The sequence below is a fragment of the Listeria sp. ILCC796 genome, assembly GCF_900186175.1.
Lineage (GTDB): Bacteria > Bacillota > Bacilli > Lactobacillales > Listeriaceae > Listeria > Listeria goaensis.
Genome location: NZ_FYBV01000007.1, coordinates 1 through 13,771, shown reverse-complemented (window position 1 = coordinate 13,771; position 13,771 = coordinate 1). Strand labels below are relative to the sequence as shown.

The 13,771-nt window shown below is 38.5% G+C and carries 17 protein-coding genes; 3 read left to right on the top strand and 14 right to left on the bottom strand.

The window, feature by feature from the left end; genetic code table 11:
• Positions 1-127: 127 nt before the first annotated feature.
• From CFS04_RS08420 to CFS04_RS08410, 3 genes are read right to left on the bottom strand one after another with little or no spacing between them, the layout of a single operon-like run.
• Positions 128-916, bottom strand: a complete 789-nt coding sequence (locus CFS04_RS08420) for a hypothetical protein (RefSeq protein WP_088810200.1) — start codon at positions 914-916, stop codon at positions 128-130.
• On the bottom strand, positions 916-1,326 hold the full coding sequence (locus tag CFS04_RS08415; RefSeq protein WP_088810199.1) for a permease prefix domain 1-containing protein: 411 nt from the start codon (positions 1,324-1,326) through the stop codon (positions 916-918). Before CFS04_RS08415 ends, CFS04_RS08420 begins: the two co-directional genes overlap by 1 nt.
• Positions 1,323-1,685: a PadR family transcriptional regulator gene (locus tag CFS04_RS08410; RefSeq protein ID WP_088810198.1), complete on the bottom strand. Its 363-nt coding sequence runs from the start codon at positions 1,683-1,685 to the stop codon at positions 1,323-1,325. The genes CFS04_RS08415 and CFS04_RS08410 overlap by 4 nt, the downstream gene beginning before the upstream one ends.
• Before the next feature lie 131 nt (positions 1,686-1,816).
• Between CFS04_RS08410 and CFS04_RS08405 the strand changes: the two genes are divergently transcribed.
• Positions 1,817-3,067 (top strand): condensation domain-containing protein, encoded by a 1,251-nt coding sequence (locus CFS04_RS08405; protein WP_088810197.1) that lies wholly within the window; start codon positions 1,817-1,819, stop codon positions 3,065-3,067.
• A 146-nt stretch (positions 3,068-3,213) separates the two neighbouring features.
• Here the strand turns inward: CFS04_RS08405 and CFS04_RS08400 are convergent, their stop codons facing one another.
• From CFS04_RS08400 to CFS04_RS08355, 10 genes are all read right to left on the bottom strand, one after another.
• Positions 3,214-4,023, bottom strand: a complete 810-nt coding sequence (locus CFS04_RS08400; RefSeq protein WP_088810196.1) for a ZIP family metal transporter — start codon at positions 4,021-4,023, stop codon at positions 3,214-3,216.
• 63 nt (positions 4,024-4,086) lie between these two features.
• Positions 4,087-4,314, bottom strand: coding sequence for a hypothetical protein (locus tag CFS04_RS08395; RefSeq protein ID WP_088810195.1), 228 nt, complete (start codon positions 4,312-4,314; stop codon positions 4,087-4,089).
• Positions 4,315-4,407: 93 nt separating this feature from the next.
• The gene (locus tag CFS04_RS08390) at positions 4,408-4,791 is read right to left on the bottom strand and encodes a DUF1149 family protein (protein WP_088810194.1); all 384 of its coding nucleotides are present in this window, start codon (positions 4,789-4,791) and stop codon (positions 4,408-4,410) included.
• A gap of 17 nt (positions 4,792-4,808) precedes the next feature.
• Positions 4,809-5,189 carry a VOC family protein gene (locus tag CFS04_RS08385; protein ID WP_088810193.1) on the bottom strand — a complete coding sequence of 127 codons (381 nt, stop codon included), beginning with the start codon at positions 5,187-5,189 and terminating at the stop codon, positions 4,809-4,811.
• Complete coding sequence (locus CFS04_RS08380) at positions 5,179-6,378, bottom strand: multidrug effflux MFS transporter (protein WP_088810192.1); 1,200 nt, start codon at positions 6,376-6,378, stop codon at positions 5,179-5,181. Before CFS04_RS08380 ends, CFS04_RS08385 begins: the two co-directional genes overlap by 11 nt.
• A 45-nt stretch (positions 6,379-6,423) precedes the next feature.
• Positions 6,424-7,428, bottom strand: coding sequence for an inorganic phosphate transporter (locus CFS04_RS08375; protein ID WP_088810191.1), 1,005 nt, complete (start codon positions 7,426-7,428; stop codon positions 6,424-6,426).
• Between the two features lie 99 nt (positions 7,429-7,527).
• Entirely contained in the window at positions 7,528-7,938 is a 411-nt protein-coding gene (locus CFS04_RS08370; protein WP_088810190.1) for a peptidase, read from the bottom strand.
• Positions 7,939-7,943: 5 nt separating this feature from the next.
• Positions 7,944-8,345, bottom strand: a complete 402-nt coding sequence (locus CFS04_RS08365) for a DUF4064 domain-containing protein (RefSeq protein ID WP_088810384.1) — start codon at positions 8,343-8,345, stop codon at positions 7,944-7,946.
• Positions 8,346-8,468: 123 nt separating this feature from the next.
• Positions 8,469-8,900 (bottom strand): universal stress protein, encoded by a 432-nt coding sequence (locus tag CFS04_RS08360; RefSeq protein WP_088810189.1) that lies wholly within the window; start codon positions 8,898-8,900, stop codon positions 8,469-8,471.
• 66 nt (positions 8,901-8,966) lie between these two features.
• The gene (locus tag CFS04_RS08355) at positions 8,967-9,320 is read right to left on the bottom strand and encodes an iron chaperone (protein WP_088810188.1); all 354 of its coding nucleotides are present in this window, start codon (positions 9,318-9,320) and stop codon (positions 8,967-8,969) included.
• Positions 9,321-9,729: 409 nt separating this feature from the next.
• Here CFS04_RS08355 and CFS04_RS08350 point away from each other — a divergent pair, with 409 nt between their 5' ends.
• Both CFS04_RS08350 and CFS04_RS08345 read left to right on the top strand, forming a co-directional pair.
• Positions 9,730-10,410, top strand: a complete 681-nt coding sequence (locus tag CFS04_RS08350) for a Crp/Fnr family transcriptional regulator (RefSeq protein WP_088810187.1) — start codon at positions 9,730-9,732, stop codon at positions 10,408-10,410.
• A 20-nt stretch (positions 10,411-10,430) separates the two neighbouring features.
• On the top strand, positions 10,431-12,068 hold the full coding sequence (locus CFS04_RS08345) for a leucine-rich repeat domain-containing protein (RefSeq protein WP_159457893.1): 1,638 nt from the start codon (positions 10,431-10,433) through the stop codon (positions 12,066-12,068).
• Between the two features lie 441 nt (positions 12,069-12,509).
• Here CFS04_RS08345 and CFS04_RS08340 read toward each other — a convergent pair.
• The coding region (locus CFS04_RS08340) for an immunoglobulin-like domain-containing protein (protein WP_369821519.1) at positions 12,510-13,771 on the bottom strand (1,262 nt) is incomplete at its 5' end.

Sequence of the window (13,771 nt, the reverse complement as noted above, 5' to 3'; positions counted from 1 at the left end):
CTTTCTCATGATAGTTACCGTTTGAATATATCACTCAAAGATTAGAAGAAAATGAAAAAAAACGTTTTTTTCATTTATCACGATATTTCAAAATAAAAACCATCCAAAGGGACGGTTCTTAGGTAGCTTATGAAAATTTCTGTTTCACATTTCGGCGCCGATATACAAAGAAGTATATGGATAGCGGCCACCAGATGACTGCAAAAATGGGATAAATAGCCCAAATTACTTCTGGCGTAGTTAGCCAATTTACAACAATGAAGAACGCGCTAACTAACATCGTGCATAAAATGGAATAGGTAAAGATGTGGCGCGCGAAAAACATCGATAGCGGCCAAAATAATACGGCGAAAATAGGATAGACACACCAAATCACATCGGTTGTCACAAAATTGGTTACGATAAAAAATAATGTTAGCCAAATCGTTCCAATAACTGAAAAGGCACGCGGGAATCTTGCGAGTGCAACAGATAGCGGCCACCAGTAAATCGCGAAAGTGGTGAAGATGCTAAACGGGAACCGCGGCTCGAAATAAATGTTTAAGCCAATGTAACATAAGACGAGTAGCGTACTCATTAGGAAGGAGTAACCAAATTTGGCGCTATATTTTCCTCCAAAAATAATGATTGGCCACGCGAGAATCGCAGGAATCGCGAATAAAATCCAAGCATATTCGGGTGATTCAAAGTAGTTTGTTAGTGCTAAAACGGCAATGATGAGTACACTCGTGACGAGCGAATAGCTTCTCAAATGCTTGCTTCCGTCTGCTAAAAAGAAATATGCTGGTGAAAGTAGTAAAACGGCTGTATAAATTGACCAGTTTTCTCCCGGAAATACTAGAAAATTTAGTAAAATCAGAAAACCGATGATAAAGCAGCAACTTATAAATAAGAAGCCTCTTGTGCTTTTGTCCATTATTTTAATTCCTCCTTCTTACGGTGCCAGTAATAAAACATCGATAGCGGCCACCATAAAATGCCAAATGTCGGGTATACAAACCAAATTGTGTTTGGCGTATAGTAAACGTTAATAAAGATAAATAATGCGATGAATAAAATGCTTCCCCAAATGGCGAAATCTAAGTTCAGTCTTGCATAAGCTAGCTTTTTACTGCCGCCGATCTTAAGTTCTGCTTTGATTTCATCAATATCGCCAAAGTCCACTAATACTTTGTTGATGGCATCTTCTTGCGATTTTCCTTGCTCCATTAAATCATATACTTTTTCTTCCATGTCTAGTAAAATCTCTTCTTTTACTTGTAAAGCTCGGTCGCTGTTCGGTACGTCATCAAAAATCTTGTCTACAAACTCATAAATTCTTCTCAATTTGCACTCTCCTCCAAAAATACTGCCATAATTTCCTTGATTTCTTTCCATTCCACTATCATTTCGTCTAAATACATTTTTCCACGAGCTGTAATTGTGTAATACTTTCTTTTTCCGCCGTGACTTCGATCGCCATAATAACTTTTGATGAACCCCTTTTTCTCCAGCCTTTGAAAAACTGCGTATAAAGTGGCTTCTTTAATTTGAAATTTCTCACGCGTTCGGTCACTAATTTCTTTTGAGATTTCATAACCGTAAGAATCACCATCCATTAATATACGTAAAATAATCGAATCCACGTGGCCACGCAAAATGTCGCTTCGTATTTTGAACACCTCCAAAATTACTCTACCACGCATTACTCTATCACATAGAGTTAATTTGATAAACTTAGTTTAACATGAATTACTCTATGTGTCAAAGTAATTTTATAAAAAACGTTTAAAGCCTTGCTATAATGGGAAAATTGGCAAACAAGGGGGAATCATTTATGCCACATTACAAAGCGGAAAGTTCCGATATTAAACATCTTATTTCAAGCGAAAACCATAAAAATGATCATCATTTACATGCTTATTTAGAAGTGGAGGGGCACCTAGATTTGATGCTTCTTGAAAAAACAATCCGCTTATTGGGGAATAAATTGCCACATTTATTTTGTAAGTTTCAACAGACTAAAACTAGCGCCAAGTGGGTAGAAGCTGATTTTTCTGCCCAAAATTTCATTTCGCTTATCGAAACAGAAGACTCTAACCCTGTCATTCAACAGGCGCTAACTAAAAAATTAAATATTTTAACGGGCCCACAAATTCGGGTGACGGTCATTCGTACTTCACAAAAAGATAATCTTGTCGTCATTTTAAATCATATGCTCGCTGACGGCGCCGGCTTTAAACAGCTTTTATATTTACTCGCCGAATTTTACACAAAACTAGTTCAAAATCCAGATTTCACCATAAAAAAAGAAGCCCCGTCCAGAAGTTTGAATCAAGTTTTTCAAAACTTCTCGCTTGCTCAAAAATGGCATTTTTTAACAGATAAAATCACTCCAAGCCCTTCAAAAAATCCAAATTACCCGCTAAAAGGTGACGATTCGCACCCATATATTTTACGCGTTAAAGTTTCAAACGAATCATTTTCTTGGTTAAAAGCCTACGCCAAAAACCACGGGGTGACAATAAACGACTGTCTAGTCACCGCGTTTAGCATCGCCTTGCACAACAAGTTGCACACCGCAGAACTTGACATCGACTGCCCAATTGATTTGCGAAAGTTTACCAAAAAAACGCCTGACATCACAAATTTAACGGCCAATTTAACTTTTTCATTTCGCGGTAGCGATTTTGAAAGCTTGGAAACTACTTTACTCAAGAAAAAAGAAATTTTCAAAGCGAAAAAAAGCGATTTGCAACCACTCCATAAATTTTACCTACTCGAACTTATTTATAAGTTTCTCCCCTACCGTGTGTTTAAAAAACAAGTGCAAAAGCGGTACAATATTCCACAAACGAGTTTAACCAATATGGGAATTATAGATGATAAATTGCTTGATTTTGGGGGTATCACGGTTTCTGACGTTTTTATTTCGGGTTCGCTCAAATTTGCGCCTTATTTCCAAGTTGCGGTTACAACTTTTCGCGGTGAACTGTCACTTTCGACAAACTTGCACGGCACTGAAGAAGATTATCGTTTCCAATTGGCCATTTTAGAGGAGCTAAAGGCAGTTTTGCCACACAAATAAAAAAACACGAAAAGTGGGAGCTTTTTCGTGTTTTTATAGTTATTGGAAAGCAAAGTTTCCAAAAAAACTATCTATATAGTTTGTGAACAAGTTCACTATCATTAAGTATACCATATTTTTCTTTAAAAGTATTAATTTAAACTTTTTTATCCGAGTGCAACGTCTAAAACCATCATCACCGCAAAGCCAGCCATTGTTGCTGCAGTGGCTAAATCCGTTGAACCTTCCACTTGCGACTCTGGAATTAATTCTTCAATCACAACAAAAATCATTGCTCCAGCAGCGAAAGCTAACGCGTATGGCAAAATTGGCGTCACAAAAACGACTAACAATGCGCCGATAACAGCGAAAATTGGTTCCACTACAGCAGAAAGTTGTCCATACCAGAAACTTTTAGCGCGACTTAAACCTTCACCGCGCAGTGGAATAGACACAGCTGCTCCTTCTGGGAAATTTTGAATTCCTATTCCTAAAGCTAATACAACAGCCGTAACAAAAGTTTCTGTGTCACCGACTAAAACGGCTCCAAAAGCGACTCCCACTGCCGCTCCTTCTGGAATATTGTGTATCGTTATCGATAAAACGAGCAAAATGCTTTTACGCAGTTTTGTTTTCGGACCCTCTTTACTCGTTTCTGGAAAGCCTAGATGGAGATGCGGAATGATGCGGTCAACTAATCTTAAAAATACGCCACCTAAAACAAAACCGACAAGTGCTGGAACAAATGAAAACCGTCCCATATCCGCACTTTGTTCAATCGCAGGGCTTAAAAGTGACCAAAAACTTGCAGCAAGCATGACACCAGCAGCAAAACCGAGCATAACATTTGTCATTTTTTGATTAAGATCTTTAAAGAAAAAAACGAGTGCGGCTCCGAGCGCCGTACACCCCCATGTAAATAAACCTGCTAAAAGAGCTAATAAGACAGGATTTAAACTTGAAAAATAAGCTATCACACAAAAAACTCCCTAAATAAAATCGATGAGGTTTAGGATTTCCCAAACCTCATAATGACTTGTTTATTCTTTATCTTTCTGAAAACCACGTTTCACGCCTTTTAGAAAGGAACCACTTGTTTTACCGATTACTTTTGCCGCTTCAAGCGACCCGTAAACTGCGATTTTGGCAGCATCTCCAAGAACTTCGCCAGCTTTTCCAGCAGCATCTGTTGCTGCTCCTCCGACTTTTTCAGAAATTTCTTTGACTTTTTCTTTATCAAACAATTTTTGCTCTTCGTTCTCTGTCATACTATCCCTCCGTTCTTGTCTTTCCTTCATCATAGCGAAAATACGTTTAACATTCAAGTCCAATTCCTAAAAAAACTGAACCCCTGCTCGGGCTCAGTTCGATTCAAATTTAAGTTGGAAGCCTGGTTCATCAAAGGCGATTTCAGTCACTTCATACGTTAAGCGTTTAATATAGTCAACTAAAGGCGCAGAAAGTTCCGCCATTAAATGCTTTTCAAGCTCTTCTGCCGCACCAAAAAAGTCGACAATTTGAATAATCCGGCTAATATGTCCATCAATTTTGAAGCGGTCGAGTGTTAATATAAAGGGCACATCAATTTTAAACATCTTACCTGCTTCTAAAATCGATTTATCATCGCCAACTGGTTCAACTTCATTTAGCTGCACATTAATTTGGTTTTCTCCGCTAGTCTGTTCTGTCACGTTCGTTTCAAAATTATACTTTTCAACAACAATTGGATTTGTTTTAATTTCCATTTTCTTCACCTCGAAATTTATATCGTTAATTCAATCGTATTTCCTTCTGGATCCAAAATCACACTTTCATAGTAACCATCTCCTGTTGTTCGGGCCAGGCCTGCAATTTTAAATCCGTCGTTTTGAAAAATCTCGGTAAATTGATCGACCTTTTCCTTGCTGCCTAGTGAGATGGCTAGATGCGCGTAGCCAAATTGTTCCCCTTCTTTTTCTGAAACAATATCGCGACGGGTCATCAGTTCGATTCGGCAATCAGACGCCATTGTCAGAAAATAAGATGCGAAGCCTTTCGTTTCATTGACGTATTTTTCAGATGAAGTGGCCTCGAAGTATTGTTCATAAAATTGGCGCATAACTTCTAAATCTTTCACCCAAATTGCAACGTGTTCAATTTTCATGTTTGATTCGTCCCTTCTGATAAAATAGGAAAACGAAGACGGCTGCGAGCGCGCAACCTAGCATAACAAGTCCCATTGGAAGGCCTGTTTTCCCACTACCAAGCCCTACAAGTGGTGAAACAATCCCGCCGAAAAGGAAACCCATTAGACCGATTAGCGCGGATGCACTCCCTGCATTTTTTGTTTGGCTTTGCATTGCGAGCGAGGTTCCGACCGTGTTAATGATCCCAACGCTTGAGATTGCAAGGAACAACACGACAATAACAACCATTACGGGGGCTAAAAAAGCGAGTAAAAATAGCAAGGCTAGACTAGCCAAAACAGCGAGTGTGATGCCGAATTTGTAAACGCTAACTTCAGTATACCGCATGCTGAACATTCCCGCTAATTGGGAAGCGATAACAAGACCTAATCCGTTTAAAGCGAAGCATAAGCTGAACATTTGCGGCGATAAACCATAAATGCTTTGCAAAACGAATGGCGAGGCCGCAATATAGGCAAACATCATGCCCGTTAAAAGGCCTTGTGGTAAGGCAAACTGCATGAAATCAGCACTGCGAATTAATTTGCCAAACGTCACTAACGTTCCTTTTAGCCCGCCCTGTTCGCGTTCTGATTGCGGTAGCGATTCCTTAACCATGAAAAACGATAACACGAAAAGGACAAGTCCGATTGCAGTTAATAATATAAAAATCCCATGCCAGTCTGTCACAAGCAGCATGCCGCTCCCAATTATCGGCGCTAAAATCGGGCCAAGCCCATTAATTAACATTAAAAAGCTGAAAAACCGCGTTAAATTTTTCCCTTCGTAATAGTCGCGCGCAATTGCCCGGGACAGCACACTTCCAGCCCCACCAGCAAATCCTTGGATAAAACGGAGTAGGATAAATAAAATGATATTGCCTGTAAAAATACAAAGAAAGGAAATGATAAAGTATGTAAATACGCCAATGAGAAGTGGTTTTCGGCGACCGACAGCATCACTAAGCGCGCCGATGACGAGCTGGCCGGTTGCAAGTCCAATCATGCAGGCCGTCAAGCTAAGCTGTGCCATAGATGCTGCAATCCCCATGTCGTTTGCAATGTCTGGTAGCGCTGGCAAGTACATGTCGAGCGACAGCGGGCCAAACGCGGAAAGCAAGCCTAAAATAATCACTAATGAAAAAACAATTTTGTCTTTTTTCTGCATAGAATCTCCTTTAAGTCCATCAAAAAATATGGCAGACACTCCCTTTTATAAGAAAAGAAAAGCCGCCACCCAGTAAACGAGCGCTGCGAGTACCCCTGCAATAGGAAGCGTAATCACCCATGTAACAAGCATGTTTTTGCCCGTCCGCCAGTTCACTTCTTTCTTGTGATTCGCGGTGCCGACGCCCATAATCGAGCTATCGATAACTTGCGTCGTGCTAACGGGAAGGTGCGTGAGCGTTGCTGTCATGATAACGGAAAGCGAGCTTATATCGGCTGCCACGCCTGTCACAGGCTCAATACGCATGATTTTCGTGCCGACGGTTTTGATAATCCGAAAACCACCAACTGACGAGCCAATCGCCATCGCTAGCGCACAGGACAGTTGAACCCAAAACGGAACGCCCGCCGTTTCTTTTAGGAGCCCTCCTGCAATAAGAGCAAGTGTAATGACTCCCATCGTTTTTTGCGCATCATTTGTCCCGTGGGCATACGCCTGAATGGCCGCTGTAAAAATTTGCGCGACTTTAAAACGCTGATTTGTTTTCGCGCGCTTCCGGTTTCTGAAAATCCATTTAAACGCCGAATAAATCAAATAGCCGACCGAAAAACCAATAATTGGCGAAATGATGAGCGCAATAATAATTGTCGTAAAACCGCCAAAATTAATAACGCTAAATCCTGCCGATGCAATTGAAGCGCCCGCAATCGCCCCAATTAGTGCGTGAGAGGAACTACTCGGCATACCAATTAGCCAAGTAAGCAAATTCCAAATGACGGCCGCAATTAACCCGCACAAAACAACAAATTCCCCGTGCTGCAATGCGAAAGGATCCACAATACTTTTCGTCAAACTTTCTGCCACACCTGTAAAAGAAATTGCCCCTAAAAAATTCATCACAGCGGCCATTGAAATCGCGACGCGTGGCTTCAAAGCTCGCGTTGAAATACACGTCGCAACAGCGTTTGCAATATCATGAAATCCATTAATAAAATCGAAAGTAAGTCCCACAAGGACAATTAATATCGTAATCAAAATAACCGTGTCCATAACAATTTCTCCTAACAACGCTTTTTTCTCTACCTACCCTGTTTCAGTAAAAACAAAAACCCCTACTATTTGCAGGGGTTCTTTGATGCAGCATCTGTTTTAAAAATCATACTCGTCGTCATAATCATAATCGTAATCATCAAACATATTGTCATGCATGTCGTAATCGTAGTTATAACCATCGTCAAATCCATCCATCATCATCCCAAACATACCGAAAAAGCCAATGATAACAAAAATGCTCAAAACGAAGCTTATACCTGTCATAACACAACCCGTAATCAAAAGCCCCAACCCTTTTTTGGGTTCAAAGCTAGGTTTCTTCACAAACAAATAAACCAGCAAGACGATAATCACACTTGTGAATACGATAAGTAAACACCAAAGCAATGAATTCATCCCACGTCTTTCTGCATCTTTATAAATCCAGACCGCTACAATCGCGCGTGCTGCAAGCGACACTAACGCTAAAAATAATAAACCAATCGTAAATAAAAACATCATACCCATTCTGTCTATTCCTCACTCTCGTTTTCAATAGAAGGGACTTTCGGCGTTTTTTTCGTCACTGTTAAAATACCAGCTACTAAAAATAAAATCCCTTGAATGCTTGAAATTTGCAAGCCCCCTAGAACAATTAACATAATCGCATACGTTTGCACTTTCGGAACATCTTCCTTTATTTTAAATGCAGCAATAAAACCAAAAACTGCCGATGCAATTGAAATTAGAATAATCATGCCAAAAATGACAACAAATATTCCTAAAAACCATGCTGTAGTATTTCCACTCGCGAATTCTAAGCTTGCCGCAATACCCATTCCCATAAACAATGCATAGATTACGATAAAAATAGTTGTCACTATACTAAATGCTGCGCCAATGATGGTTAAAATAAACTCAGCTTGTCTGTTCATAACGCCCTCCTCTTTTTTCATCGCCTTTTTATAGTTTAGCATGGTTTCCAAGAAAATGCTCTAATTTCTATGAAAAAAATACAAAAAAGAAGGAAATCAGCCCTGATCTCCTTCTTTTTTATATTATCTAGCAATTAAAACATTGCATTTTGCGTGTTTCACAATATAAGATGAAATACTTCCCATTAAAACTTTTTCCAAACGACTAAGTCCCGTCGCCCCGCAAACAATTAAATCTGCACCATATAAATCAGGAATCTCTTCTGTTAAAAGTTTTTTCGGGTTACCGACTTCCAAAAAAGTCCCGACTGATTCTACACCTTTTTCTTTTGCGATTTGCACATACTTAGCAAGAATTTCTTCCACATCAGCTCTTAACTCAGCTTCCCATGTCCTGCCTTCTGCTGTAAATGTTGGGAATGATCGAACATCAATGACACTTGCGAGCGAAAGCGATGAACCAAGTGCTTTGGCTAGATTAACTGCTTCATAAAACGCCGCCTCTGACTGGTCTGAACCATCTACCGCAACTAAAATACGTTTATAATTTGTCATGTTAATTCCTCCAATTTCAAACTTGGACTATACTCTTCTATACCTGTACTCACTTTCGTTAAAACCTTATTTTGCGCGATTTTCTTCTGTTCGGAATTTGACAATTTTTTCAATTAATTCTACAGGTAAATCTTCTTTTAGCGGAAATTGAATAGTCCCTTTTGAATATTTGTACTTTCCTTCTACATCAGCTAAAAATGTCGCTACCCCTTTTGCCCCTGGATAAAAGCCAATATGCGTTTTGTACCCGGCAAAATGAACTAAATTACCATTTAAATAAAATGTTGGAATGCCGTAACTAATTTTCTCAGTTGCTTCTGGCGCCATCTCATGAACTAGAGCACGAATCTTTTCAAGACGTTCTTTCGTTTCCCCTGAAAACTGCGCGATGTACTCATCAATATTTTGATATGCTTCCATTTCCTTCACCTCTTGTTTTAGAATACCATTTCCCTCGCAGAAAATACAATAATATCATGATAACGCTTTCGAATATCGTCCAAGTCCCATCTATTAGCTCCTCCTAGTTTGATTATCCATTTAATTCCATACAACAGCATTCCCAGCCATCCTTTTTAGTCCTATATTGAAGTCCTATTTTTAAATTTCCATTCGCTTTCTTCTATCTTATTGTTTTCGTTTCGTAGTAGTATTTGACAACGGTTGTTAGTTCTACTTATCTAAATGCATTTTTTCGAAATTTGTTCACATTTTCAAAGTTAATGAAAGAAAATTCACAGAATAGACAAATTATAGGTTAAATCAGCACTAAAGTGGGGTGCACTTTTATGTTTCACATGGTATTATGCTAATTGAAAGGTGTGAAATTATGAATACTCTCTTTAGTACAAATGAATTCGTCCGCGCCATCAAAGTTGAACTTCCGGAAGCAATTAAAGAACTCGAAGTTCCAGCGAGAACAATTGTTTCCTTTGATGAAATGGATGTTTGTTACATTATTATATCAGGCATCGTAGAGGGATATATTAAAAGAACAATGGAAACAAAAAGCGACCAAGTATACTCCTTTTTCACAGAAGGAGATATTGTCGGATTCGGTCAAATTTTTGATGATTTTAAAGGAATGATATTTGAGACTTTGACAACAACAAAAGTCTATGCCATAAAAAAAGAAGATTTAGAGTATCTACTTTCTTTTCCGCATAACGCTCCCTTCATTTATTACATCATGAAGCGTCTCTCGTCGCACTACTATCTTAAATCTTTATTAAGCATTCGAAGCAAAGAAAATGTACTCGTCCAATGTATGTTCAACCTTAGCTACTTGTTGGATTCTAATGTTGAAAGTGCACATTTCGTTAAACTTCCAAAAGAATATACCCATACACGCCTGATGGAATATTCCACGCTATCACAAGGTGGCTTTTATAAACATCTTGATTTACTTTACAAAGATCAAATTATTTTTAAAGATGGCGCAAATATTGTTGTAGATATTACTAAAATGCGCGAATTGCACCCCGCAACTATCCCATCTTATTTAAAGTAAATAAATAGTGTTTAAAATTGTTGAAATGTTTATTAGCGTCTTTCATTATTGTAACAACAAATTTATGTGCAACATACATTGTTTTTGCAGCAGACGAGAATCTCCCACAAACATTTGATTCTCAACCTACTAATGATTTGAATGCAACAAACTTGCTGCCAAACTCCACCTATGAATCTATCTTCCCAGACGTTCATTTCCGCGAAGTTATCATGGAAGAAACCGGAGCAAGTTCAAGTACAGACATTGTGACACAAGAAGAGCTCAATCGAATAACAGATATATATGCTAACTTTTGTAACATCCGTTCCATTCAAGGCGCCGAGTACTTAAATAATTTAGTGGATCTAAATATAAGCGTCAATTCCATCACAGACATTTCACCATTAGCTCATTTAAACGCTTTAACTTCTTTAAATCTTCAAGGTAACTTTGAACTATCCGATATTTCAGCCCTTCAATACCTTACCAATTTAGAGTACTTGGATTTAGGGCAGAATATGGTTACTAATATTTCTGCTCTAGCTGGTCTAACAAAACTTAAAACTTTAAATATTGAAGGTAATCAAATTGTTGATATCTCCTTTCTTCAAAATATGCATGACTTAGAAATCTTATTTATCGGGGACAATAAGATTTCAGATATTTCGGTTTTTAAAAATTTAACACAGTTGACAGATTTGTCGATGCATACTAACAAAATTACTGATTTATCGGCTATTAAAACATTAACAAATCTAATTGACTTGAACTTTGCCGCTAATCAAGTAACAAATTTGTCCGCTCTAAGGAACATGGAAGACTTACTTTATCTCGATTTTTCAGAAAATGGAGTGTCTTCTCTAAGTGATATTAAAAATTCAACAAACCTTAAACAATTATTCGCGGTCTCAAATGAACTTACTGATGTCACAACGCTTACAAACTTCTCCCACTTAACTTATCTCGATTTAGGTTCTAACCATATTCGTGATATCTCACCTTTAAAAAATATTTTTGATGCAGGATGCTCACTTAAACTAGCCTATCAAACTATAAATTTATCAAATACAGAAATCAATCAGAACAAAGTCACTCTTCCAGCTTCCAAAACAATCGCTTATGATTTTTACAAAGAACCATTAACTGAAAACATACCCTATCCAAGTGATACATATTCTTTCACAAATGGCAATCATACTTGGGATACCTCAACTTCTATCCCAGACAAAGTCAGCATAACTTACAAAAAATCATATCCTAATTTCGTATATTCTGTCACTTTCCTGACCAAGCCAGCAGTAGATACCAATGCTCCAATCATTAGCGGTACTGATATTCGTATAGTTGCAGGTCATCCCCCGCTTACTATCTCAGAATACGAAGAACTGGCAAATATACATACAGATGATGGCTCTGAACTAACAATCACTGGCTTAAATCAAGTAGATTGGAACACAGTTGGAACTTATGAAGTCACTGTAAGCAGCACCGACCCGAACGGCAACAACGCTTCCCCGTTAACACTAAAAATAACCATTATTCCAAACACTTCTTTTGAAGAAACAACAAAAAATAGTACGCCGCCGACTACAAGCCAAAAACCAGTCCCCGTACCTTCAACTAGTCCCCTACCAAAAACAGGTGACAAATCACCACAAAAAATACAATTAATTTGACTACTTATCACCACATTATCCGGACTCATATTAATTCGTAAAAACAAATAAAAGATGATGGGAAAGCCACACCTAATATGCCTTCCCATCACCTTTTTTATTTTGCTCACCCCTTTAGAATTAACCGGTGATTTTTTGTATAAATTGATATATTGCGTTCGGAGGAAAAACCAAAAATGCATTCTTCAATACATAGTTGTTAGGAATATTTTCCAAAACAAGTTTGCAGAAGAAAAAACGTGTTACCAATTTTTCTCGTTTAGCTATATGAGAACAAGATGGCTATATGATTTCTCTCCTCTTCCCATTATGGCAAAAATATCCCCCATACACGTCTATTCAATAAAAAACCGGGCAGAAAATCTTTTTTCGATTTTCTACCCGGTTTTCATGTTCAGCTAAGAATTTATGTCCTAGCCTCTTTCTTTATTACGTTAAATTTTATCGAACCGTTACCGGTGTTTCAATAACCTGATTGTTCGCCCCGTCATAACCTATCATCGAAACTTCCATACCTGGTGTTTTCAGTAAGGATTTCGCATAATACGTAAACGAACCATCTGCATTTACTGGAATTTTAGATTTAACGACACCTTCAACTTTAAGCGCAATATATTTCACACCATTTGTTGATGTTCCTGTGACCTCCCTTGAAGTTCCAATCGTAAAGATATCTGTTGTTAACGTTGCTGGAGCAGTTGGTGGGATCGTCACTCTATTAGAAGCCACCTCAGCTCCACCTGCAGTGTAAGCTTTCATTACGATAGTATCCTGGTCACTTGTGACATAACGGCGAATATAGTATTCATATGTGCCTGAACCGTCTACTGGGATTCTAGATAGTTCTGTGTCATTCACAGTTGCGGAAATATATTTCACATTTCCAGAATACGTGCCGACTACTGAACTATCACCAAGGTTGTAAGTCTGTGCAGTAATCGCTGATGGACCACTTGGATTGATGGTTACTTGAACAGTGTCTCCAACTTCATTTCTTGAATTGTAGGCTTTCATTACAATTCGATCTGTATCACTTGTGATATAACGGCGAATATAGTATTCATATGTGCCTGACCCGTCTACTGGGATTTTAGAAAGTTCTGTGTCATTCACTGTTGCAGAAATGTATTTCACATCTCCAGAGTATGTTCCGACAATTGAACCATCTCCAAGACTATAATTATTCGCTGTAATTTCACTTGTTGTCTGAAGTTCACTTACCTCGAAAGGTGCTTCCGCTACTTGGACACTTGCGCCATTATACGCAACGACGGATACTACATCTTCTTCAGAAGTGATATTTGGTTTTGCATAGTATGAGTAAGTGCCACCTGAAACTGGGATTTTACCTAATACTGTGCCATTGACTTTCAGTGCAACATATTTCACGCTTCCTGTATACGTTCCTGTAACATACTTATCTTGGTACAAGACAAAATTATTTGCTGTAACAGTACTATCGCCTGGTGGGTTAAGAATTACATTGACTGGTTTTTCATCCACTACAACGCCTGCGACATTGTACCCTTTCACAGAAACCGTATCACCCACCGCGATCTTGCCTTTAGAGTAATAACTCCACGTGTTCGCATCTTTTACAGGGGTTTTCACGTATTCTGTGCCATTCACAACAAGGGAAACATATTTCACACTTCCTGTGAACGTTCCTTGTACGTAAGAATCTGTTGAAACGGCGAAATAGT

Excerpts from the sequence above, each read along its gene's own strand:
- CFS04_RS08380 (WP_088810192.1), bottom strand. The coding sequence starts at position 6,378 with ATGCAGAAAAAAGACAAAATTGTTTTTTCATTAGTGATTATTTTAGGC.
- CFS04_RS08420 (WP_088810200.1), bottom strand. The coding sequence starts at position 916 with ATGGACAAAAGCACAAGAGGCTTCTTATTTATAAGTTGCTGCTTTATC.
- CFS04_RS08395 (WP_088810195.1), bottom strand. The coding sequence starts at position 4,314 with ATGACAGAGAACGAAGAGCAAAAATTGTTTGATAAAGAAAAAGTCAAA.
- CFS04_RS08390 (WP_088810194.1), bottom strand. The coding sequence starts at position 4,791 with ATGGAAATTAAAACAAATCCAATTGTTGTTGAAAAGTATAATTTTGAA.
- CFS04_RS08350 (WP_088810187.1), top strand. The coding sequence starts at position 9,730 with ATGAATACTCTCTTTAGTACAAATGAATTCGTCCGCGCCATCAAAGTT.
- CFS04_RS08410 (WP_088810198.1), bottom strand. The coding sequence starts at position 1,685 with ATGCGTGGTAGAGTAATTTTGGAGGTGTTCAAAATACGAAGCGACATT.
- CFS04_RS08370 (WP_088810190.1), bottom strand. The coding sequence starts at position 7,938 with ATGGGTATGATGTTTTTATTTACGATTGGTTTATTATTTTTAGCGTTA.
- CFS04_RS08355 (WP_088810188.1), bottom strand. The coding sequence starts at position 9,320 with ATGGAAGCATATCAAAATATTGATGAGTACATCGCGCAGTTTTCAGGG.
- CFS04_RS08385 (WP_088810193.1), bottom strand. The coding sequence starts at position 5,189 with ATGAAAATTGAACACGTTGCAATTTGGGTGAAAGATTTAGAAGTTATG.
- CFS04_RS08365 (WP_088810384.1), bottom strand. The coding sequence starts at position 8,345 with ATGAACAGACAAGCTGAGTTTATTTTAACCATCATTGGCGCAGCATTT.
- CFS04_RS08360 (WP_088810189.1), bottom strand. The coding sequence starts at position 8,900 with ATGACAAATTATAAACGTATTTTAGTTGCGGTAGATGGTTCAGACCAG.
- CFS04_RS08405 (WP_088810197.1), top strand. The coding sequence starts at position 1,817 with ATGCCACATTACAAAGCGGAAAGTTCCGATATTAAACATCTTATTTCA.
- CFS04_RS08375 (WP_088810191.1), bottom strand. The coding sequence starts at position 7,428 with ATGGACACGGTTATTTTGATTACGATATTAATTGTCCTTGTGGGACTT.